Here is a 21,135-nt window from a genome sequence, read left to right on the forward strand (position 1 = left end):
CACGCACTCAACCGGAAGGAACTCCATGAAGAACCACACCACGAAGATCGCGGGACTCAGCCTGGCAGCCCTGCTGGCCCTGACTGCCTGCGGTGACGGCGACGATGCCGACACGTCCAATGGCGATGAGAACGGCGCGACCGAGGACAACGGCGGCGAAGAGACCGCCGACGAAGTCTTCGAGTTCGAGGCTCCCGTCACCGAGTCCCAGCAGGGACCCTACGACGAGGCGACCGTGCAGATCCCCGACGAGCTGCTGGAGAACGAGCCGGAGTACGCCGAGAACCGCGTGCTGGAGTCGGTGACTCTGCGTGCCGCAGAGGCCGAGGCTGGTCAGTGCGCTCTGGAGGCTGACTACAACTACTCCGAGAACGTACCCGAAGATCCTGTTGACCAGAGGTTGTCCTCCGGCGCTGACTTCCCGAACAGCAGCGGCCACCAACTCGAACCCTCCAACGGAGAGATCGTCGAGGAGTTGGTCACCGAGACCATCGATCAAGACACGCACGACTATCGCGGCGCGACTTTCACGTATGGAGTTGTCCAGGATGACCCGAATCTGACCTACAGCAAAATGCTCGGAGTCACCCAAAGCGAAGACGCTTTCAGCAAGGAGTCCTTCTCCGAAGACTTCTCCACCGTGACCCACGATCTCACCTGCAGCGGTGAAACTGCGCCGATCCAGTTCCGCACGGCTGAATGGGAGGAAGAGTCCGCCGATGAGATCGGTCGGAACAGCACCAACCTGACTGATGAGGGTCACCAGGAGCTGGTCGACACCGGTGCGACCTGGACCACCATGAGCGTCTCCAGCTCCGCCTTCGCCGAAGTCGAGGCCGGTGTGGACTCCGAGGGCAACATCACCCTCTACGCCCCCGGTATCGACGGCTGGGAGTACGACTCCAACGGCAACTGGATCAGCAACTAGGAGGTAGCCGACCCATGAAGAACACCAAGACCATCACCGGACTCTCCCTGGCCGCTCTGCTGGCACTGACCGCCTGCGGCGACGACAACGGCAACGAGGAGACCGAGGCTCAGGAGCCGGAGAACCAGGCCGAGGAGAACGGCACCGAAGAGGAGTCTGAAGAAGAGAGCTCCGAGGAGGATGCCGAGGCGGTAGAGGCCGAAATACGAGAAGTCGTTGAGCCTTTCCTCGACGAGCAGGACCAGATCGAGCTGAATCAGGTTGAGGAAGAGATCGGCAGCGCCGTCTCTTTCTACGCAGCAACAGGGAGGGCTCATGTCTCGTTGCGCACCGCTGAGGGGATGAACAATATGTCCCGCGGCCTGCAGCTCGGCCAGGAGGTCTACAACCTCATCATTGATGAGGTAGAAGCCATCGAGGAGCTCAACGTACACGTCCAAACGGCGCAGAGCGAATCAACCATCAACGAGTACGCGGAGGTCGAGGAGTCCACCTCGCTGGACGACGTACTGGAGGGTGAGATCCAGCCGATCATCGACGAGGAGGTCGGTGAGGGCGAGCCGCAGTTCGACGGCGAGGAAGAGATCACCGTGTTCATGCAGCGTTTCGAGGACCCTGAGCACCTGGAGGAGGTCGGTCCCGAGATCGCCGAGATCGTCTTCCGCGAGCTACAGGGCCGGGAGCTGGAGATCTCCACCGGTGAGTTTGATGATGAGTCCGGCGAAACCATCATGGAACCCCTCGACGTGGACTCTCTCGAGGTAGCGCTGCAGTCCAACGGTCCCGAGAAGTTCTTCATCACCTCCGACGGCACCATGACCGAGATGTACGGCGCCAACGAGGAGGGCACCGAGGACCTCGGCTGGGACTACTCAGGCGAGGGCGACGGCGACACCGATGACGAGGACTCCGAGGAGGACGACGACTTCTTCGAGAACTGATCCTCACCGCACACACGAGTAACCCCCGGAGATCAGATCTCCGGGGGTTTTCTCATTCGAGGAGGATTTGCCGCTCACCGGCCGAGACCTCGGCTCTGTGCAGTCTCACGGGAGCGATCCGCCTGCTTGGCGAACAGCTCACGGGAGGAGGGCTGACGCTCCTGCTCCTGGGACTGCTCCTCTCGCTCTGATGCCTCCCGGGAGTCACGCTCAGCCTGCTCGGTCTCGCGGGCGTCCATCTCGGCAGCCTCACGCTCTGCGATCTCCTGCTCACGCTGCTGCTCCTCGCGGGCCTCCTGGGCCAGCCGCTCCTGCTCTGCGGCCTCACGCTGAGCAGCTTCCTGCTCCTGATCCTGGAGCTGACGCTCCTGGTCGCGCTCTTGCTGGCGCTGCTGCTCGTTGAGCTGCTCCATCAGCCGGTGCTGCTCGGCCTGAGACTTCACGTTGCGAGAGAACTCCGCATCGCCCTGCTGCTGGCGCATCCGCTGCTGAAGCGGGGTTTCGGTCTGTGCCACTGTCGATCACCTATCCATGTATCGGCTGCTGATTGCTGGGCTCACCACCCCGGGTCACACCCGTGGCATGAGCAGTTATCTGGCCGCTAGGGCTCTTATCCCGTCACCGCCACCACAACTGAACGCGATCAGATCAGGAGGGCCTCCGGACCCAGATCGCCTCGGTGCTCGATGATCTTCCGGTTGATGCCACCAAAATTGGGATGCTCGGCTCTGCCGCAACGGTGGAAGCCACCGCGAAAATCATTGCCGAGCCTCACACAAGGTTTGGTGTGATCGTGCTGGACCCGGTGCTGGTGGCCACCAGCGGTGACACGCTCTCCGACGATGATGCCGCTCTGGACATGGTGAATCACCTGCCGAAACACTCGAGCACATGGCCCGGCAAGCCCATGCTCTTGCCCAGCACGGGCCACGAGCGGTCATAGTCAAAGGCGGACACTTGGACCATAACGATCCAGAAATCACCGACGTCGTGGTCATTGACGGTGCGGCGCACTCCTTGAAGGTTCCCCGCGTCACGACCCGCAATACCCACGGCACCGGGTGCACGCTGTCTTCAGCCATTGGTCAAGGGCAGACCGACTTGACCCGTGCCCTGGCCGCTGGAGCAGAATGGGAACTCTCCTACGCTCCGCAGACCGGACACGGACCTGTCCATCACATGGCCATGCGAGCCTAAGCGTCACAGTGTTGTTCACAGCGCTTGTTGCCAGAACTCTGCCTCGAGACGCGAGGCCGTGGCAAAGATCCGTGACAGCTCGGCAAAGCGTTGTTCAGACAACGGCCCCTCACCGGCAAGCGTGTCGAGGTTCTTGATTTCTTCTTCCGAGGCCTTAACGAACTGCGGGTCGATATATGTTTCGATCCATTGCCGATATGGGTGGTCTGGATTATCTTCCAATACGTGGGCGATTTCGGCGCCAATCTCGGCGTATCCAATCAGGCACGGAGACAGCGACACGTACAAATCAAGCAGGGTGCCAGTCACCGCGGTGTCAATCACATAGCGGGTGTATGCCACCGTGCCCAGATCCTCGGGCGTGGCGTTGAGCTCCTCTGGGCTAATACCCCATTCAGCGGTCATCGAGGTATGTAACCCGGTCTCCCAGACAATATTCTTGAGCCCGTCCATGGAGTGCTGAATACCTTCCAAGGTGGTCTGTTTGTACACGGCTAGACCGTAGGCTCGGGCAAAGTGAATCAAAAAGTGGTAGTCCTGAATCAAATAGCGCTGGAACGCTGCCAATTCCAGGGACTCATCAGCGAGTTTGCGGATAAATTCGTGGCGGGTATAGGACTGCCATACCTCAAGATTGGCCTCTTTAAGGTCGTGGAACAAGGTCATGCGTGAATTCCGTTCAGCGGGTATGTGTAGGTGTCATTAAAGAAAGCGAGTTCTAGCTCCACCGCCCGACGGAAGTAGTCGTGAGCAGTCTGGGCATCCTGGGCCCCAGAGCGGTCCGCCTCTTGTTCCAGAAACGTCGCAAAGTCCAGGAAATCGGCGTTATCGTGCAGGGTGATCCACTCGTGATAGATAAAGCTTTCGGGCCGGTTCTGCGGGGCTTTGGCCGCCCAGTCCCGGTAGAGACATTCGGTGACCATCAAGACCGCCACAACGGCACTGTAGTTTTGAGACGCGGCAGCCTCTCGCATCAGATCGCAGAATCCGGCTGCACTCGGGGTGTCCGGAGTAGCAGCGCGGAGCTCATCGCTCACACCCAAAGCCTCGAAGGCCCGCTGGAAGTAGGTGTCCTCGCTGTTAGCCATCTCCCCAGCGAAACTGGCGTAGCGCAACCGTGCTTCGAGGCGATCTGCGGTGGTAATAGCGGCACCAAGCAGTTGCAAGAAGGCTTCAAAAAAGCGGTAGTCTTGGTCCAGATACCCGGCCATGACCTCATCATCAACAGAGCCTTCAAAAAGCTCGGTCACAAACCGGTGGTTAATGGCTTGCTCCCAGGTCTCCCGGTTGGTCTCGAGAAGTTCTTGACTGAATCGTTGGCTCATAGTGTCCTCTCGTCCTTTCCGACGTTGTGTAGAAGCGACTAGAAGAGATCAGAACACGGTCGTGCGACAAGAATGAGGCCTGGCGTTCACCCACTCCACCGGAGCCGAAAGATGTGACCCATCAGAGCACTGACATCCCTTCGCGAATGCTAATTCGATCAGGTTCTCGGGTGTAATCTCAGCCCATTCTCGGGCACCCCGTGTCGTTGAACGACTGTATCGAAGGTGCTAGCCAACGTCTAGAGTGCCACGAGCTTAACAGAAACCCGCAGCGACATACTCCCGCAGTATGTCAGCCCTCCTCGGAGCACGAGACAATCTCGCACGTGTTCCTGGGTGCGATCACCGGGTGCGAGCAAAACCGTGGGATGGGGACGTCGGATCGCCAGTGGCATGTGCGTGGAAGGCCACCGTCTCCTGTGGGACAGACCGGTAGCGTCGACAATGGGGGCGCCCGCAGGGCGATGACCGTGCTATATATGGTCCGCACGGAACACGCAAGCCTTACCGAACGTGTTCTCCTCGAATCTGATCACCCGCAGGTCACCAAGCCTGTTGCGTATCTGATGCTCACGCTGGTGCCGTGACGATCCGGGTGTTTTGGTGACTGTCGATCTCGACTTATTCCATCCCCAAGACACCGTACCGATCGACGTACTCAACATGACGGAGTAGCACTAAACCGGCTCATCGTAATTGAGAGTGTAGAACTGGTCTGAAGCCACCGGACTCGAGCAGACATCTCGCGATGTAGTGCGTGAGGTTGCGGAACCCCAGCGCTGACCCGCGTAGATGTTCGAGCCTGCCATTGATCGCTTCAGTAGGCCCGTTCGACGTTCCCGGTCGGGTGAAGAACGCCAGGATATCAGCAGCTCGACGCTTCAGAGTCCGTCCTAACCGTTTGAGCTCGACCAGTCCTGTCGGCAGATTCGTCGTCAGATCGTCGATGACTGATTGTAAGAGCTTTGTGCCCTCGTTGCCGTCGTTGGTTCGGTAGGCGCTCACAATGTCTTGATAGACGGCCCAGGTGACTTCGACGGCGGTGAAGTTGGCGTCGGCGAAGAGGCTTACGATCCTCTCCTGCTGTTTGGCCGTGAGCAGATCAGCACCGGTGTGCAGAGTCCTGCGCGCCCGATACAACGGGTCTGTTGCTCGTCCGCGATGCCCGGTGGTCTCCTGCTGAATGCGGCGGCGTACCTCGTCGAGGGCATCACCGGCGAGTTTGACGACGTGGAACGGGTCCATGACTTCGACAGCCTCGGGCAGTTCCTCAACGGAGGCTGTTTTGAAGCCGGAGAATCCGTCCATCGCGACGACGTCGATGCCATCACGCCAGTCTTTCGGTCGGGCTTTCAACCATTGCTTGAACACCTGTTTCGACCGTCCGGGCACCATGTCGAGCAGGCGTGCCGGGCCTGCTTTCTGGCTGATGGGAGTGAGGTCGATGATGACGGTGACGTACTTGTCACCGTGCCTGGTGTGCCGCCAGACGTGTTCGTCGACACCAATGACGCTGACCCCGTCGAACCGGGTCGGGTCGTCGATCAGCAGTCGATGTCCCTGCGCGAGGATCGCGGAGTTCGCGGTGTGCCAGGACACGCCGAGTTTGCGGGCTCTTCGTAATTGAGGTCGAGGGAGTCGAGTCGGCAGAATGTCGTGAGGTCAGGAGATGAGAAAGTAGGCTTGGACACGTCGAGGTCTTTCGGATGGAGTGTGCGAGAACTTCCATCATCGGAAGACCTCGACGTCTATCCGGGCAGCGCCACGCCGTGTCCTGGAATCACTGATCCACACCCTCAATTACGAAGAGCCAGTTATCTCCAAACGGTCTGCGCTTGCCGGCCCTGATCCGGTGCTCGCCATGAACCAGTCGCTTGAGGCTCTCCACCTCGCGCTCCAGCTCCCTGATCCGATCCGCATCGGTCTTCGGCCTGGCTTGGATCTCCTCCTTCCCCGGGCCGATCCCGTGCTTCACGTACAGCCGGCGCTTCGTCTCGGCACTCATCGCCATGCTCATCACCTCTCCAGCCCACGAGACTCACGCTCGGAGCTCTTCTGCAGTGAGGACTCCTTGGCGACCAGCCTCTGGCGAGCCTGCTGATACGCCTCCCTGCTGCGCTCGGGGCTCTGCTCACGAGCCCGATCCTCGGCCGCACGCTGCTTGCCCAGCACGTCGGCACCGACCTTGTGCTCGGATGCCTTCGCACTGTCGTAGCTGGGGACGTAGCCGGCATCGCGTGGCCGCAGATCCGCCTGCAGGGCGTAGACCTGCTTACCTTCGGCCTCAGTGCGGTTGTCCCCGGCCAGCCGTTGCAGCTTCTGGTACTTCTCCGCTGAGAGCTTCGCCCGCACCGCCTTGCCGTCCTTAGCGATCAGATGCAGACCGCGCTGACCCTTCGCTACCGGATCGTCGTGGCGCAGCTGGTAGTCCACGTTCGCTGAGCCATCCTCGAGCTCAGTCGCCACAGCCAGCACCTCTCGGTCCCTGAGATCCCAGCCCTTGAGAGCGCGGAGACCCTCCTCCTGGCCGGGCTCCCGGGACATGGGAACTGTGGCCTGCTCCACCGGCTCCGGCGCCGTGCGCTCGGCGTCGCGCTCCTTGAGCTTGGACCACTTGCTGTCCCCGGCCTGAGGCCGCTCCGCCTCGACAGCATCCACGCGAGGCTCTTCAGCCTCAGCCTGCGGGACCTGCGGCGTCTCAACCTCGGGAGTCTCCGGCTCCTTCGGAGCCTTCGCCATCAGGCTGTCGAACCACTGCCGGCTCTCTCGGTCCCACTCGGCCTGCCGGGCACGGAACTCTTCGAGCTCCTTGGCCTCACGCTCGGCAGCCTCAGCAGCCGATTGGCGAAGCTCCTGCCGCTCGCGCTCTGCTCTCTGGGTCGGAGACTCCTCAATGGCAGGCTCGGCCGGCGTCTCCACCACAGGAGTCTCTGCCAGCGTCGGCGCCGGCTTACGCTCCTTGGCCCACTGCTGGAGCATCCGCTCAGCCTCACGCTGAGCCTCCTCGCCGATACGCTCCATGGCCCGCTGGTGCTCGGCGGCGGGCCAACTGACCGGCTTCGCCTGAGCCAGCTCACGGTTGCGCTCGAGGGCAGCCTCCACGTCTTCGACTCTGTAGCCCTCGCCCAGGCGTGATCCCTTGCGACGATGAGCGTTGGCCGGCTCCTGGATGACGCCGTCCTCGTCGGCCAGCATCATCCCGAAGCTCACGTCGTGAGAGCGCTTGGTGTACTTGGAGATCGTCACACCGCGTTCGCGCCCGACCTGATCCAGCCTCTGCCAGTCGGTCGCACGCTGGTCGGCGAGCGTCTCGCGCACGCGACCCTTCAGCTCAATCTCGCTGAACCTCTCCTTCGGGCCCGGGGCTCCGATGTCTGCCGCTGCATCTCGGGTCTGCTCATTCAGCTGATAACGCTCGAACTCTCGCTGCAGCCGGTCCTGCTGCTTCTGCCGCGGCGTCGGCGCATCATCGGTCCGCTCCAGCTTCACCTGCTTCTCCGCGGCCTCGATCCTCTTCCGCAGCTGGTTCGGGCTCAGATCCTTCTCAGCGTTGTCGACGACCTGCTGCCGAGCCTCGGCCATCCGCTCCTCAGCCTGCCGGGTGAGTTCGCGCATATCCTCACGCTGCTCGACGCCGAGCTCCTCCAGCACCTTGTCATGGGTGATCGAGAGCCTGGAGTGAGTCACAGCGTCCGAGCGCAGCGACCTTCCCGTCTCAGGATGCACGGCACCGATGATGATGTGGTTGTGGACGCAGCCGGTCCTGCCGTTGACCTCGGTGGCGATCAGCGCGGGACGGCCATCGCCGATCCTCTCCGCCAGAGCCCGGCCTCGCCGCTGAGCTTCCTCCCACGACGCCGGATCATCCGGATCCAGCTCGTCGAGACCGAAGCTCTGCACAATCGGATATGCCTGCACGTACTCCGACTCGTACATGATCTGGCCGCGGTCGTCCCGAGCCAGCACAGGCTCACCGTTCTCGTCGCGAACCTTCTTCCCCGCCTCGTCGAGCACGTGCATCGGCCGGACGCCATCTTTGCCGTGCGCAGCGCGGATCTCTCCGAGTCGCTTCTCGAACATGATGGGGTTCGACGGGGCATTGACCGCCGAGATTGCCACGGCGTCCTTGCCCGCGTAGTTAGCCGAGGCACCCGAGCGCCTCGTGGACTGTGCGGTGACGGTAGCCATCAGGCTGCCCGCTCAGACTCGACGAACTCGATCAGGAGCTCCTCCATGCGGAGGATGGCTTCCTTGGACTCCTTCACGTCTCGAGCAGCCTCAGCGACCTGCTGCTTGGTGACAGCATCGCCGAAGTTCAGCTTCTTCATGATCGTGTACAGCGATCCCTGCGAGTGGCTGGTGCGGTTGCGGCAGTCGGTCAGCGACTCCCACACCTCATCCGGTACAGCCACTGTGGCCGCCCCAGCCGTCGCCAGAGCTTCCGGCTGGCCGGCCATGACGCGCGCAGCCTTCTCGTTCTCCACGAGCAGGATGCGCACTGCTTCAGTCCAGTCGACATCGTCGAACGCCACGCCGCGAACATCAGCCAGGGCCTGACGCATCGCGGCGACAGCCTTCTCCTCATCGACACCAAGACGGAGGTTGCGATGCCGGCCATACTTCGTCGGCTTACGCCGCTGAGCCTGTGCCGCCATAGCAACCTCCTCCCTGCTTGTTCACATCGTGCGCATCGTCTAACTGGTCTCTACCAGTTTACTATGCCGCCACGCTGCTGAACAAGCAGATGTTTCGCCCAGATTCTCCGCCGCCTGGCACAGAATCTGGGCGAAACGAACCCGAGGACCAGTTCCACCCGTAGTACAAATAAGGCTCGCTTCGCTCGCCTCCCCGGCCTGCGGCCGGAGTACGGGTGCTGGTCCATCCGCCTGCGTCGGCCTTCGGCCTCCTCCGGCTCGGGGGATAAATCCCAGCTCCAGGCCCATGCAGCGCCTGCGCCCTTCGGGCTCCGGCGTGCAGTGGGCCTTCCGCTATGCGCGCTGCAGCAGTGCCGCATCGCTTGAGGCAATGGCGCCCGCTCCACGGGCTTGGCACCCTCCGAACCTCGCCTGTTCGGCGTCGTTTCGGCCGGCGAGGGCGCAGGATCACGACTTTGTCGAGATTCTGCATGGATCTTGTAGTAATCCTGTAGACGCCCGAAGCGCTGTTGCATCTCTGCACAGATGTTGTCGAGATCCTGCAGTATCTCTGCAGCCGCTCGGAGCCGTTGCACGGATCGTGCGCGGATCTTGTCGTAATTCTGCAGCGATCCTGTCGTCAGACTGTCGTGCTGCGATCCTGTCGAATCTCTGTCGTGATCTTGCATGGATCTTGCACAGATCCTGCTTCACCCCAGGCATGAAGAAACCCCGCCGGGATCTCCGCGATCCGCGACGGGGCTCTTCCCGACGAGCTTCGCCTCAGGCGGCGTGAGGCTTCGGGTGACGGCTGGCCTCGTAGACCTTGACCATCTCCTCGAACTTCTCGGCCAGCTGCTCGATCCGCTTGGACTCGTCGCGGTCGGTATTGACCATCACGATGTTGCCCTCCTCATCACGCAGCGGCTCCTTGGTCTCCTTGTCCCGACGCTCGACCTTCACCGGCTCGATGCTGAAGTACTCGTAGAGCATCTCGACGAACTCTGCGCGGGTGCGGCCGGCGTCCTTCACGGCCTTGTCGATGGCGGCGTCGTAAGCCTGCTTGGCCTCCTCCGCCTCCTTGAGCTGACGAGCGATCTCCTCTGCGCGTGCCTTGGGGTTGAACTTGGTGGTAGCCACAGCGTGGCCTCCAATCTCCTTCGATGTGGGTAATGGATGTGACTCCGATGTCGGAGTCCGGGTCTGGGGTCGCTCCTACGCCGGAGCGGGTTCGTGGTCGCGGTCGCGGCACACAGAGCACTTCGTGAACAGAAAGCCCCTGCCGCTCTCCACGTTGAAGTCGGTTACCTCCAGCGTGATGAACTTGCACTCTTCGCAGTTGCTCTCACGCCACTTCCGCCGCTCCTCGCAGTCGCCATCGCAACCGGTACTTCCGCAGGTGGGGCAGGGGCGGTGCATCATGTCCTCGACGTACCAGCACGTCCGACACCGGCCCTTCCCGTCGTTGAAGTCCTCGGGAATCTCGCGGCCGCACGAACGAACGCACTTGCTCTTCTCGGTGGTCTCGATGTTCACAGTCATCACTTCCTTCTGGGGGTCTATGTCTCGTGGTCGGCGGGTGACTCCCGCGCTCGCCATTCGGGGGACCTCAGGTGGTGGATGGGCTGAGGGCTGGCGCGGGTGGCCGCGACCAGCTCGCCTCAGTCCTCCGCATCATCAGAAGCCGCAGCACCATCACGGATCAGCGCCCCGTAGTACTCCCGCTTCAGGACTGGCGCGCACTTCTTGTTCAGGTCTGCCGAGCCCTTCGCCTTCGGATTCATCCAGCCTTCGAGGCTGAACTCGTGGATCAGGTGCTCCGGGGCTGCCATCCGCTTGCCCGGTCGCACTGCGCCAGTCTTGAACTTCCAGCCCTCAGCCTCAGCAGCATCGACGATCCGGTTCTTGAACTCCGTCTTGTTGACCACCGTGCCCGAGGGGTTCGACTGCCCGAACCAAGCCTTGTAGAGGTCGTAGAGGAAGGCGATCGGCAGCATGTCCCAGACGAACCGGTCCTTCAGCTCGTGCCAGAACTCCACGACCGGGTTGTTCTCCTGCTTGAACCGAGCCATGACCTCCTGGCACGCCGGCGGATTGGAGAACTCTGTGTGGGTCATCTCCAGGCAGCGCCGCAGTACGTACTGGAGCACGTCAGGCCGGGTGAGGTAGTCCTGCTTGATGGCCTTGTTCTCCACGCCCGTGAAGGACTTGTTGAACGGCACGAACAGCTGGCGCCGCGTCAGCGAGGCCGACTTGTCACTCGACTTCGGCAGGTCGTTCAGGCACTGGATCATCACGCCCTCGAACCTCGCGTTGTAAGGGTCCTTGTGCTTGCGCTCCAGGGTGAAGACATCGCCGGTGATGACCGACTTGAAGACATCCAGCTCCCGGGAGAACACCCCGACGGGGTTCTCATCGGTGATGATCGCGTCGGCGTGCATCAGCGGCGTCAGAGCGAATGGCTTGTCGAACCTGCTGATCGGCAGGCTCGCGTAGCCCTTCTCGCCCTTCAGGTTCCGGGCCACCTGGCAGTAGGTGCCCTTTCCGTTCCGCCCCTTCGGCGAGTAGGGCATCAGCGCCTGGTCGTACCTCACGCCTGGACGCATCACAGCCGAGAGGCCTTCCCACAGCAGCTGGGGGATGCCCTCATCATCCGACAGGGACTCGATCCAGGAGTCGAAGTCCCAGGTGGTGCCGTCGGGCTGAGTGATGACCGGGCTCTGAGCGTCAGCGACGTAGTCCACCGGCGACTTCGTGAGGAACACGAACTCGGGGCTGAAGTCCAGCAGCTCCTGCTTCTGGTGGTCGAAGATCCCGTTGTTCACCGGGATATAGCGGGCCGCACGGGTCCGCTGCGTCAGGGGAGCGAGATCACGCAGACGCTCCATCGCCGAGTCTGGCTGCCTGCCGCTGAGGCCCGGGTTCAGGCTGGTCAGCTTCGAACGGATCTGCCCTTCGTCCGTGACGTACAGGCCGGACGCAGCGTTGTAGATCGCCAGCGGTGCAGTGTGATGCTCACCCTGCCCAGCGAGGTCGATCTTGATGATGGTCTCCATCTTCATCAGGATCCTCGCTGTCATCGCCTCGTCGAGGTTCTCGATGGGCTTCAGCTTCGGCATCCTGGCGCCGGCCTTCCGGAGGGCCTCATCTATAGTCAGCTTCCTCTGCCCCCCGTCGTAAGTGGTCTCGTAATCGGGCCACGTACCACCGGCAAGCATCAGCAAGTCGTACTTCATGTCGAATGAGTCCCTGCGGCGGTTCTCGAGGACGATGCCATTGTTGACCTTGTGGAGCATCCGCAGGCCAGCCTGCTTGAGCACGCTGTGGCCCGCACGACGAGCGTCCTCCATCTCCGCAGCAAAGTCCTCAGAGGCAAGCTGCTTCTCGATGGTCAGGTGTGCGACCTCATGAAGCGGGATGCGACGGAGGAAAAAGTCATCGCCTCCCTCATCCTCAGCGCTGGCGTCAACAGGCGTTGACGACCCCTCATGAGAATCGTTAGCATTAGCAGTAACAGCCGACCAGCTGGAAGATTCTTCAGGAGCCCCGTCGTTGCCCGCGGCGGGGTTTTCTATTGCCTCAGACACGGGCCTCACCACCAGAGAGGGCAGTGACGGCCGGTTGCAGGATCGACGCCAGCTCCTCGCGCTTTGCGTCGGTCATCTTCGGCGCCTTGGCGACGATCTTCCTGGCGGCAGCCTTCAGATCCGCATACTCACGAGCTTCACGCTCGTTCGCCGGGATGACCCGCTCCAGGCCGAAGACATGGTCGAGGTCCTCGATTCGGTACTTATTCTTGCCGCCGTCGGACCAGTCGCGGAAGACGGGAAGCTCGCCGGAGGCGGCCCGGCGGTTGATAGTCGCAGTGCTGCGACCGGTGTGCTTGCAAGCACCCTTCAAATCAACGTACTTAGACACTTCGTGCGCTCCATCAGTTCGATGTTGCGCAACTTCATGAATCGGTCGAAGCGATACCGCAGTGTCGGCCTACCAGAGCCGACGGCGGCGGTGCGAGCCATCAGGCTCAAGCACCCATATCTGTGAAGTTTCGAAGCGAGGGGTTGAATCGTTACCGGGTCTCCAGCCACCACAGCTGAAGTCGGCGATCACATCCGTAGATGTGATCCGCATCTGTTAGCTGGGAGCCGCCTGCCGACGGAACCCAGGGAAACTGAGTTGCGGCCCGGCGTCTGTGCCGGACTCTTCCATTATATCGCGGTGCTCACTGTCGAACAAGGGGTACAGCCTTACTCGCTCATCTCAATCAGGGTCTCTCAGAAGCCCGTCCTAGCTCCGTAATAGTTGGCCAGCATGACGATCCCGTACTCCGCGGTGGCCAGTCCCTCCTCCTCGGTGTGCAGCTGCGCCAGACTCGTCTCTGGGGCTCGGATGCTCTCCGTCATCGCCCTCACTCCTTCTCCCATCGGATTCCCCGCCCGCGGCTGCGGACAGGACCTCCAGCGTCACCGCGGCCACCCTGCCTGTGGCGGGGTCACCCCTGTTCTGTGGAGTCCCGGGAGTGTCCCGACGCCGGCCTGCCCGCCTGTGGCGGAAACGCGCCGCGTACCCCACGTCCCACCTGCCCCACTCGCCCACCCGCGCCCAGGCACGAAAGAGGGGCGGCCCGCATGCAGCGGACCGCCCCTCTTCACGGGACTCAGCTCAGTCGGAGCTCAGCACAGTCGGTGCTCAGCACAGCCTCTCCGGCTCAGAAGGCCGGGAGGACCTCCTCGTCCTGCCAGGTCTCCTCGATGTACTCGCGGACCTCATCGGAGTGCAGGAGCTCGTCGAGGGTCTCGATGGCCTCGTGCTCCTCATCCACGCTGCGTGCCGCCAGGAAGTTCGCGTAGGGGTTGTCCTGCGGGGACTCCACCAGCAGGCCGTCCTCAGCCGGGGTCAGGCCGGCCTCCATGGCGTAGTTGCCGTTGATCACCGCGGCGTCCACGTCGTCCAGGGTGCGGGTCAGGGCGGAGGCGTCGGCTTCGACGAACTCGAAGTCCTGCGGGTTGTCCTCCACGTCGTTGAAGGTGGCGGACTCGGCGTCGGCGCCCTCGGCCAGGGTGATCAGCCCGGCCTCCTGGAGCAGCACCAGGCCGCGGGCCTGGTTGGAGGGGTCGTTGTTCAGCGCGATGGTGGCGCCGTCGGGAAGGTCCTCGGCGTCGTCGATCTGGCTCGAGTAGAGCGCGAAGGGCTCGATGTGCACGTCCTCGAAGTGGACCAGATCGTAGCCGTTCTCCTCCACCTCGTTGTCGAACCAGGGCTGGTGCTGGAAGTAGTTGGCGTGGAGGTCGCCGTCGTTCAGCGCCTCATTGGGGATCTGGTAGTCGTCGAACTCCTCGATCTCCAGGTCGAGTCCGGCCTCCTCGGCCAGGTTCTCGTCCACGAACTCCAGGATGGCCGCATGCGGGGCAGGGGAGGCGCCCACGGTCAGCGTGGTGATCCCGTCCTCGGCCTCCGGAATGGTGGACTCGTCGTCTCCGCCGGCCAGGCCGCAGGAGGTCAGGGCGAGAGCCGCGACGGCGGCCGCGGAGACGCTCAGCGCGCGGTGTGTGCGGGGGTGAGACATGGCAGTACCTCTTTCGTGTGAAGGGATGATGCGTGGTGGGACGGCCGGATCAGCGGTGGTCGAGCCGTCGGGAGATGAAGTTTCCGGTGTACTGGACCGCAGTGACGATCAGGACCAGCAGGATCACGCAGATGAGCATGACATCGGCCTGGTAGCGGTTGTAGCCGTAGTTGATGGCCAGCTGGCCCAGGCCGCCGCCGCCCACAGCGCCGGCCATGGCGGTGAAGCTGATCAGGGTGACCAGGGTGATGGTCAGTCCGCCCACGATCCCGGGCAGGCCCTCACGCAGCAGCACGTTCCAGGTGACATGCAGGTCTGATGCTCCCATCATGCGCACCGCCTCCACCTTGCCCCAGGAGACCTCACGCAGGGAGTTCTCCACCATGCGCGCGAAGAAGGGGATGGCTCCGACGGTCAGCGGCACCACGGCGGCCTCCCAGCCGATGGCGGTGCCCACGATCAGCCGGGTGAAGGGGATGATCCAGAGCATCAGCACGATGAACGGCACCGCGCGTCCGAAGTCCACCACCAGGCTGAGGGCGCGGTACACCGGGCTCATCGGACGCAGGCCCTTGGGCCCCAGGTTATGCAGCAGCACGCCCAGCGGCAGTCCGAACAGGACGGTGAAGAAGCCGGTGGCCGCTGTCATGTAGAGCGTCTCCAGGACGGCGTCGAGCAGCTGGTTCTCCACCACCGGGTTGTTGAGCCAGCGTCCCTCGGCGAGCAGCATCAGGACTCCTCCTTCCGGCCGGCCTGCGCCTCTGCGCCGGCGTCGGCCTCAGTCTCCAGGGCGGCGGCAGTGGTCAGCTCGGCGTGCAGTCCGGCTGCGCTCAGGACCTCGAGGGTCTTCTGCGCCGCGGCGGCGCCTTCGGGGCGGATGTGCAGCCGACCGACCTGGCGTCCCTGGATGGTCTCGATGGAGCCTGCCTCCACCCGGGCGGGCAGCCCGTTGTCGCTGAGCAGGGTGAACAGGTCACCCACGTGGCTGATCCGATCGGATTCGGTCAGCAGCACATCGATCAGCTGCGCGCCGGCTTCCAGAGCGGAGGTCGGCGGCAGAGAGATGAGCTCCTTGGACAGCGGCGAGCTGCGGTCGGAGATGACCTCGAGCAGCTGACCGCTGCGGACGATGCTGCCGGCGTCGAGCAGGGAGACCGAGTCGCAGATCTCGCGCACCACAGACATCTCGTGGGTGATGATGATGACAGTGATGCCCAGCCGGTCGCGCAGCTGGCCGATCAGCTCCAGGATCTGTCGCGTGGTCGCCGAATCGAGGGCAGAGGTCGGCTCGTCGCAGAGCAGCACCCCCGGCTCGGCGGCCAGGGCGCGGGCGATGCCCACACGCTGCTTCTGCCCGCCGGAGAGCTGGGCGGGATAGTTGTCCGCCCGGTCGGCCAGGCCGACCAGCTCCAGCAGCTCGGCCACGCGGCGCTTCCTCTCGGCCTTGGGCACCCGGGCGATCTCCAGCGGGTGGGCGATGTTCTGGGCGGCAGTGCGCGAGTCCAGCAGGTTCACGTGCTGGAAGACCATCCCGATGCTGCGGCGGGCCTTCACCAGTTCGGCTCCGCGGGCGGCGGAGAGATCGACGCCGTCGATGCTGATCTGCCCCTGGGTCACCTGATCCAGGCCGGTCAGGCAGCGGATCAGAGTGGACTTGCCGGCGCCGGAGCGCCCCACGATGCCGTGGATCTCACCTGCGGGGATCTGCAGGTTCACTGAGTTCAGCGCCGTCACCCCGCCGGGGTAGACCTTGCTGACCTCGTTCAGCTCAATCACGCCGAACGGTATCCTTCCGTGTGCTCTTGTCCGCTCCAGTCAGTACCGGCTCGGGCGGGGTGACGCCCAGGCCGGTGAAAGCAGACCGCTTCGGGATCCGGGACCACCCGTGAACATGGGGTTGGTGAGCGACGGTGAACGGATCCTGCGAGCCGGCGCGGGGTTGCCGCGCGCAGCTCATCGTCGCTGCTCGTGAAGCAGATAATCAGGGTAGCGGATCTCCGGAGGAATCGTCATGTCCGCGTCACAGAGTCCAGCAGAGCCTCGAGCAGGTGCAGCGCGGCGAGCTTCTCCAGCGGAGAGTTCTTATTGCCGCACTTCGGCGACTGTACGCAGCTGGGGCAGCCGGACTCGCAGGGGCAGCTGCGGATGGTTGCCGCCGTGGTGCGGTTCCACTCCTCGGCCAGCTCATAGCCGCGCTCAGCGAACCCCGCCCCGCCCGGGTGCCCGTCATAGACGAAGATCGTGGGCTGCTCGGTGTCTCGGTGCAGCGCAGTGGAGACTCCGCCGATGTCCCAGCGGTCCCCGGAGGTCAGCAGCGGCAGCAGCCCGATCATCGCGTGCTCGGCGGCATGCAGCGCCCCGGGGATGTGCTCCGGGATCACCCCGGCCTCGGAGAGGGCAGTCTCCGGAGCGGTGATCCACATGGCCTGGGTGCGCAGGGTCGACGGCGGCAGCTCCAGGGGCTCATCGGAGAGCACCTCCGAGGTGCCCAGAGCTTTGCGCTGGAACCCGACGACGGCGCTGGTCACCTCCACGGTCCCGGTGTGGATCCCATAGCGTCGCCAGGCGGCCGAGTCGGAGGTCTCGAGCACCTCGATGGAGGTGGTCTCTCGGGCCTGGGTGTAGTACGGCGGATTCACCGCCGAGACCAGCACGACGCCCTCCTGCTGGTCCAGGTCCTCCACCAGATAGCTGCGCCCCTGGTGGACGTAGATCGCTCCGGGATGGGCCTGCGGCTGGGCCTGTGCGGAGCCCATGTCCCCGATGACCGAACCGTCCTCGGCGTCGACGATCGTGCAGGGCCCGCCGCCGTCGGAGCGCAGCTTCACCCAGTCGGCGGCGCTGGCGTCGTCGTGGGCGAAGAACCATCCGCGCGGGCGGCGTCGCAGGTGCCCCTGCTCGGTGAGCGCGTCCAACAGCCAACGCCCGGCGGGGAACAGCGCGGTGTCATCGGCCTCATCGGGGGCGATCGGCAGCTCCTGGGCGGCGGCCAGCAGATGCGGCGCGGCCACATGCGGGTTGGCGGGATCGGTGACCGCATCTTCGATCCGCGCTTCGAAGATCGCCTCCGGGTGGCTGAGCAGGTAGGAGTCCAACGGGTCGTCCCCGGCCACGAAGAAGGCGGCGCCGCGCTGGGCGGAGCCGTCGGCGCCCGGGCGTCCTGCCCGTCCCAGCTGCTGGAAGAAGGAAGCGCGGGTTCCGGGCCATCCGGCGATCAGCACCACATCCAGTCCGGAGATGTCGATGCCCAGTTCCAGTGCCGGGGTGGAGGCCACCCCGAGCAGCCGTCCTGCGCGCAGAGCATCTTCGAGCTCGCGCCGCTCCTCCTTCAGGTAGCCGGAGCGGTAGGCCGCCACCCGCCCCTTCAGCTCGAGGTCGACCTCGGCCAGCTGGTCCGAGGCGATCTGCGCGATGGTCTCCGCCCCGCGGCGGGACTTGATGAAGGAGAGCGTGCGGTAGCCGGCCACCACCAGGTCGGTCATCAGGTCGGCGGCCTCCACGGTGAGGCTGCGCTTGAGCGGAGCATCATTGTCTCCGGTGGCCTCCGCCGGGGAGGACTCCCACAGGTAGACATCCACGGCCTCATGGGGGGATCCGTCCTCGGTGACCGCGGCGACCTGCTCCTGCTCAGCGCCGATCAGTCGTGCGAAGGAGGCCGCCGGGTCCCCACTGGTGGCACTGGCCCCGGCGAAGACCGGATCGCCGCCGTAGTGCGCGCAGACCCGTCGCAGCCGCCGCATCAGCAGGGCGATGTGGGAGCCGAAGATCCCGCGGAAGCTGTGGGCCTCATCGATGATCACGTAGCGCAGCCGGGAGAGGAACCGGGCCCACGCGCGGTGGTTGGGCAGGATCCCCACGTTGAGCATGTCCGGGTTGGTCAGCACCACATTGGCGTGCTGGCGCACCCATCGGCGCTCCTGCTGCTCGGTGTCCCCGTCGTACGACGCCGGGCGCACCCCACCGGCCGGTCCAGCCGGTCCGATGGCCTCGGCCAGCTCGGTCAGCGCGTCCAGCTGATCGGCCGCCAAGGCCTTGGTGGGGGAGAGGTACAGGATGGTGGCGCCGGTGGGGCCAGCCTCCGCTCCGCAGATCGACGCCAGGCCGGGCAGCTGGGTGCCCAACGACTTTCCGGAGGCCGTGCCGGTGGCCAGGATGACGTGCTGGCCGGCGTGCAGCGCCTCGGCCGCCTGGACCTGGTGGGTGTAGAGGCCGGAGACGCCGACCTGCCGGTAGCCCGCGCGCACCTCCTGGGGCACCCAGGAGGGCCAGCCGGCCCGCTGGGCCCGGCGTGGAGGCAACGTCTGGACATGCCGAAGTCGGCTGTCTTCGCCCACATGGGTGGAGAGGCCGGCACGCTGGAGCAGATCGTAGGCATCAGTCACTGACGTCCAGCGTACCGATCTGTAGGCGGCACAGCGGCCTCCGGCGTCGCCCGGCCGATCGGCGCGGCGGCGCGCTCCGCTCAGGCGGCGGCGCGCCGATCAGGCCGAGGCGCCCAGGGCGGTGATGTTCTCCGGGAGCCGTTCGTTGCTGCCGTACATGAAGTGGTTGCTCATGTTCTCGGAGAACCGGTTGGCCTCCGTGGTGCGCCCGACGGCCTCAGCCACTTCGCGGATGTGCATCGGGGAAGCCCCGCAGCACACCCCCAGGTAGTTCACGCCCAGCTGATGGGCTTCCTGAGCCCAGGCACCGAGCTCGTAGCGGTTGTGGAAGAGCGGGTCCAGGGCGGTGGGGAAGGTGCGGCCATGCGGGGAGGGCGCGGAGGCGCGCACATCGGAGAGGTTGAAGAAGGTGGGCTCCTCCGCCGTCGTCCGGTAGGGGACGGGGAGCGCGCCCACGTGGCAGGAGACCTTCTCCCGGATCTTCCGCAGCCACGGCTGAATGGTCTCCGGGCCGCGGAAGCAGTTGAGCCCGACCACATCTGCCCCGCCCTGTTCCAGGCGCTGAGCGGTCTCCACGACGCCGACGCCGTCGGCCATCTCCTCGAAGGCCATCGGTGCCAGGGTCAGCACCACCGGCAGGCCGCTGGCGCGGGCGATCTCGAGTGCGGCCAGCGCCTCTCCGGCGTAGTAGAAGGTCTCGCCGATGATGAGATCAGCGCCCTCCTCCACTGCCCAGCCGACCATCTCCTCGAACATGGTCCGCACCTCAGCCTGTTTGGCCGGATCGGCGGGGTCCCAGATGTTCGAGTTGGAGATGTTTCCGGCCATCAGATCCCCGGGACGGGCGTCGGCCACCTCGCGGGCGATGCGCAGCGCGGAGCGGTTCAGCGGCTCGAGCAGATCCTCTTTGCCGATCACCCGCATCTTCTCGCGGTGACCGTTATAGGTGAAGGCCTCGACGATGTCGGAGCCGGCCCGCTGGAAGTCCACGTGCAGGGACTTCAGCGCTTCGGGGAACTCCAGGGCGACTTCGGGAACGAACTCGCCCGCGCTGAGGTAACCGCGCCGCTCGAGTTCGAAGAGGAAGCCTTCGGCACAGATGACGGGGCCGGCGTCGAGCCGCTCGGTCAGAGAGGTGGGGGCGGTCATCACCGCTCCTTTCAGTCGTGGGACATGAAGCTGCCACGTGAAGGAGCGGCCGAGGCGAGGCCTCGCTTGGTCAGGGGTCTTCAGGAGAAGCTGAAGCCCCTTACGGCCGTGAACTGTTGATCATATCTGTGGCAGCACCCTGATCCTATCCCAAGACCGCCGCCACGCAGGGCATATGTTCAAAAGCGTCACATGAACACAAAGCGTCAGCGCGCCAGGTCGTCGAACTGCGAATGCGAGGAGGAGCGGGTGCTCTGTGCTCCGGGCGCACCGAATACGCGAACCTCGCCCAGCAGTGTCCAGCCCAGGTACTCGTAGAGCTCGCGGCCGTCCTCTGTGGCGACCAGCAACCCCTCTTCGACGTCCTGCTCCAGAGCGATGGCGATCAGCGCGCGGGTCACGAAGGTGCCCAGTCCCTGGCGCCGGTAGTCGGGCGAGGTGAAGATGCGATCCAGGATCGCGTAGCTTCCCACGACGGCGACGCGGCCGCGAGCCGCCACCTGGGCCTCTGCGCCCTCGCCGTGCAGGACCGTGAACAGTGTCCAGCCCTCGAAGTCTTCGCGCTGAGTGGTGAAGCCCTCAGGAGTGATCGGATCCTCGACGTCCTGGGTGTCCATGTCCACGACCATCAGCTTCTCTTCGTCGCTGATCAGTTCCAGACCGTCGATCTCAGCGTCTTCGATCTCGGAGTCGGCAGTCTCGTCGTCGGGGCCGCTGATGATGGTGAGCAGACGCTTCGGGCTCTTGGCCACGCTGGAGGCGGCCTTGCGCAGGTCGCTGCCTTCGGGGGCGTAGATGACGTATTCCCACTCGTCAGAGTCGCCGGCGCGCAGGGCCGAATGGACGTTGCCCTCATGGCTGACGTCATAGTCATGGGTCCTCGCCCAGCCGGTCACCCAGTCTCGGACGAGTGCGTCGTTCAGCTCACTAGTCATGCAACGACCATATAAGAGGTCCGAGAGATAGACCATAGGGAATCTGCACCTCAGTGAGGACCGATGCCTCACGCGCAA

At 64.1% G+C, this 21,135-nt stretch carries 19 protein-coding genes, 2 pseudogenes and 1 riboswitch; of the genes and pseudogenes, 3 read left to right on the forward strand and 18 right to left on the reverse strand.

The genetic code is table 11. The annotated features are described in order from the left end of the window. Positions 1 to 25: 25 nt before the first annotated feature. Both JOF45_RS12615 and JOF45_RS12620 read left to right on the forward strand, forming a co-directional pair. Positions 26 to 928, forward strand: coding sequence for a hypothetical protein (locus JOF45_RS12615; protein ID WP_210050953.1), 903 nt, complete (start codon positions 26 to 28; stop codon positions 926 to 928). 14 nt (positions 929 to 942) lie between these two features. After that, entirely contained in the window at positions 943 to 1,869 is a 927-nt protein-coding gene (locus JOF45_RS12620; RefSeq protein WP_210050955.1) for a hypothetical protein, read from the forward strand. 74 nt (positions 1,870 to 1,943) lie between these two features. Here JOF45_RS12620 and JOF45_RS12625 read toward each other — a convergent pair whose 3' ends face one another. Beyond that, a complete protein-coding gene (locus tag JOF45_RS12625) occupies positions 1,944 to 2,384 on the reverse strand; it encodes a hypothetical protein (protein ID WP_210050957.1) in 441 nt (146 codons plus the stop codon). 164 nt (positions 2,385 to 2,548) lie between these two features. Here JOF45_RS12625 and thiD point away from each other — a divergent pair. Beyond that, positions 2,549 to 3,066: pseudogene (gene thiD / locus JOF45_RS13815) on the forward strand (bifunctional hydroxymethylpyrimidine kinase/phosphomethylpyrimidine kinase). Between the two features lie 15 nt (positions 3,067 to 3,081). On the opposite strand, the gene JOF45_RS12640 reads toward thiD, so the two are convergent. The 17 genes and pseudogenes from JOF45_RS12640 to JOF45_RS12715 all read right to left on the reverse strand — a co-directional run bounded on the left by JOF45_RS12640 (position 3,082) and on the right by JOF45_RS12715 (position 21,057). After that, positions 3,082 to 3,732, reverse strand: coding sequence for a TenA family protein (locus JOF45_RS12640; protein WP_210050970.1), 651 nt, complete (start codon positions 3,730 to 3,732; stop codon positions 3,082 to 3,084). Next, a complete protein-coding gene (locus JOF45_RS12645) occupies positions 3,729 to 4,391 on the reverse strand; it encodes a TenA family protein (RefSeq protein ID WP_210050980.1) in 663 nt (220 codons plus the stop codon). The genes JOF45_RS12640 and JOF45_RS12645 overlap by 4 nt, the downstream gene beginning before the upstream one ends. Positions 4,392 to 4,509: 118 nt before the next feature. Continuing rightward, positions 4,510 to 4,602, reverse strand: a riboswitch (TPP riboswitch). Positions 4,603 to 5,078: 476 nt separating this feature from the next. Continuing rightward, a pseudogene (locus JOF45_RS12650) lies at positions 5,079 to 6,011 on the reverse strand (ISL3 family transposase); the annotation flags it as partial. A 160-nt stretch (positions 6,012 to 6,171) separates the two neighbouring features. After that, positions 6,172 to 6,408 carry a hypothetical protein gene (locus JOF45_RS12655; RefSeq protein ID WP_210050990.1) on the reverse strand — a complete coding sequence of 79 codons (237 nt, stop codon included), beginning with the start codon at positions 6,406 to 6,408 and terminating at the stop codon, positions 6,172 to 6,174. Beyond that, positions 6,408 to 8,579, reverse strand: a complete 2,172-nt coding sequence (locus tag JOF45_RS12660; protein WP_210050998.1) for a relaxase/mobilization nuclease domain-containing protein — start codon at positions 8,577 to 8,579, stop codon at positions 6,408 to 6,410. Before JOF45_RS12660 ends, JOF45_RS12655 begins: the two co-directional genes overlap by 1 nt. Beyond that, entirely contained in the window at positions 8,579 to 9,046 is a 468-nt protein-coding gene (locus tag JOF45_RS12665; RefSeq protein WP_210051001.1) for a hypothetical protein, read from the reverse strand. The genes JOF45_RS12660 and JOF45_RS12665 overlap by 1 nt, the downstream gene beginning before the upstream one ends. Before the next feature lie 762 nt (positions 9,047 to 9,808). Beyond that, the gene (locus tag JOF45_RS12670) at positions 9,809 to 10,165 is read right to left on the reverse strand and encodes a hypothetical protein (RefSeq protein WP_210051003.1); all 357 of its coding nucleotides are present in this window, start codon (positions 10,163 to 10,165) and stop codon (positions 9,809 to 9,811) included. A 75-nt stretch (positions 10,166 to 10,240) separates the two neighbouring features. Further along, on the reverse strand, positions 10,241 to 10,567 hold the full coding sequence (locus tag JOF45_RS12675) for a hypothetical protein (protein WP_210051011.1): 327 nt from the start codon (positions 10,565 to 10,567) through the stop codon (positions 10,241 to 10,243). Between the two features lie 119 nt (positions 10,568 to 10,686). Further along, positions 10,687 to 12,375, reverse strand: a complete 1,689-nt coding sequence (locus JOF45_RS12680) for a DNA primase family protein (RefSeq protein WP_210051012.1) — start codon at positions 12,373 to 12,375, stop codon at positions 10,687 to 10,689. A 229-nt stretch (positions 12,376 to 12,604) separates the two neighbouring features. Then, the gene (locus JOF45_RS12685) at positions 12,605 to 12,943 is read right to left on the reverse strand and encodes a hypothetical protein (RefSeq protein WP_210051013.1); all 339 of its coding nucleotides are present in this window, start codon (positions 12,941 to 12,943) and stop codon (positions 12,605 to 12,607) included. Between the two features lie 356 nt (positions 12,944 to 13,299). Continuing rightward, positions 13,300 to 13,428 (reverse strand): hypothetical protein, encoded by a 129-nt coding sequence (locus JOF45_RS13540; RefSeq protein WP_281069682.1) that lies wholly within the window; start codon positions 13,426 to 13,428, stop codon positions 13,300 to 13,302. A gap of 305 nt (positions 13,429 to 13,733) precedes the next feature. Then, a complete protein-coding gene (locus JOF45_RS12690) occupies positions 13,734 to 14,591 on the reverse strand; it encodes a MetQ/NlpA family ABC transporter substrate-binding protein (RefSeq protein ID WP_210051014.1) in 858 nt (285 codons plus the stop codon). A gap of 49 nt (positions 14,592 to 14,640) precedes the next feature. Next, positions 14,641 to 15,321: a methionine ABC transporter permease gene (locus JOF45_RS12695; protein ID WP_210051016.1), complete on the reverse strand. Its 681-nt coding sequence runs from the start codon at positions 15,319 to 15,321 to the stop codon at positions 14,641 to 14,643. Further along, the gene (locus JOF45_RS12700) at positions 15,321 to 16,367 is read right to left on the reverse strand and encodes a methionine ABC transporter ATP-binding protein (protein ID WP_210051026.1); all 1,047 of its coding nucleotides are present in this window, start codon (positions 16,365 to 16,367) and stop codon (positions 15,321 to 15,323) included. Before JOF45_RS12700 ends, JOF45_RS12695 begins: the two co-directional genes overlap by 1 nt. Before the next feature lie 233 nt (positions 16,368 to 16,600). Then, entirely contained in the window at positions 16,601 to 18,973 is a 2,373-nt protein-coding gene (locus tag JOF45_RS12705) for a DEAD/DEAH box helicase (protein WP_378579430.1), read from the reverse strand. Positions 18,974 to 19,072: 99 nt separating this feature from the next. After that, the gene (locus tag JOF45_RS12710) at positions 19,073 to 20,122 is read right to left on the reverse strand and encodes a homocysteine S-methyltransferase family protein (RefSeq protein WP_210051029.1); all 1,050 of its coding nucleotides are present in this window, start codon (positions 20,120 to 20,122) and stop codon (positions 19,073 to 19,075) included. 206 nt (positions 20,123 to 20,328) lie between these two features. Then, positions 20,329 to 21,057 (reverse strand): GNAT family N-acetyltransferase, encoded by a 729-nt coding sequence (locus JOF45_RS12715; protein ID WP_210051031.1) that lies wholly within the window; start codon positions 21,055 to 21,057, stop codon positions 20,329 to 20,331. Between the last annotated feature and the right edge of the window lie 78 nt (positions 21,058 to 21,135).

This window comes from Nesterenkonia lacusekhoensis (assembly GCF_017876395.1).
In the GTDB taxonomy this organism is placed as follows: domain Bacteria; phylum Actinomycetota; class Actinomycetes; order Actinomycetales; family Micrococcaceae; genus Nesterenkonia; species Nesterenkonia lacusekhoensis.

Bases quoted from the DNA above. Each gene is read 5' to 3' on its own strand.
- JOF45_RS12615 (WP_210050953.1), top strand. From the start codon at position 26: ATGAAGAACCACACCACGAAGATCGCGGGACTCAGCCTGGCAGCCCTG.
- JOF45_RS12620 (WP_210050955.1), top strand. From the start codon at position 943: ATGAAGAACACCAAGACCATCACCGGACTCTCCCTGGCCGCTCTGCTG.
- JOF45_RS12640 (WP_210050970.1), bottom strand. From the start codon at position 3,732: ATGACCTTGTTCCACGACCTTAAAGAGGCCAATCTTGAGGTATGGCAG.
- JOF45_RS12645 (WP_210050980.1), bottom strand. From the start codon at position 4,391: ATGAGCCAACGATTCAGTCAAGAACTTCTCGAGACCAACCGGGAGACC.
- JOF45_RS12655 (WP_210050990.1), bottom strand. From the start codon at position 6,408: ATGAGCATGGCGATGAGTGCCGAGACGAAGCGCCGGCTGTACGTGAAG.
- JOF45_RS12660 (WP_210050998.1), bottom strand. From the start codon at position 8,579: ATGGCTACCGTCACCGCACAGTCCACGAGGCGCTCGGGTGCCTCGGCT.
- JOF45_RS12665 (WP_210051001.1), bottom strand. From the start codon at position 9,046: ATGGCGGCACAGGCTCAGCGGCGTAAGCCGACGAAGTATGGCCGGCAT.
- JOF45_RS12675 (WP_210051011.1), bottom strand. From the start codon at position 10,567: ATGACTGTGAACATCGAGACCACCGAGAAGAGCAAGTGCGTTCGTTCG.
- JOF45_RS12680 (WP_210051012.1), bottom strand. From the start codon at position 12,375: ATGGAGGACGCTCGTCGTGCGGGCCACAGCGTGCTCAAGCAGGCTGGC.
- JOF45_RS13540 (WP_281069682.1), bottom strand. From the start codon at position 13,428: ATGACGGAGAGCATCCGAGCCCCAGAGACGAGTCTGGCGCAGCTGCAC.
- JOF45_RS12690 (WP_210051014.1), bottom strand. From the start codon at position 14,591: ATGTCTCACCCCCGCACACACCGCGCGCTGAGCGTCTCCGCGGCCGCC.
- JOF45_RS12695 (WP_210051016.1), bottom strand. From the start codon at position 15,321: ATGCTGCTCGCCGAGGGACGCTGGCTCAACAACCCGGTGGTGGAGAAC.
- JOF45_RS12710 (WP_210051029.1), bottom strand. From the start codon at position 20,122: ATGACCGCCCCCACCTCTCTGACCGAGCGGCTCGACGCCGGCCCCGTC.
- JOF45_RS12715 (WP_210051031.1), bottom strand. From the start codon at position 21,057: ATGACTAGTGAGCTGAACGACGCACTCGTCCGAGACTGGGTGACCGGC.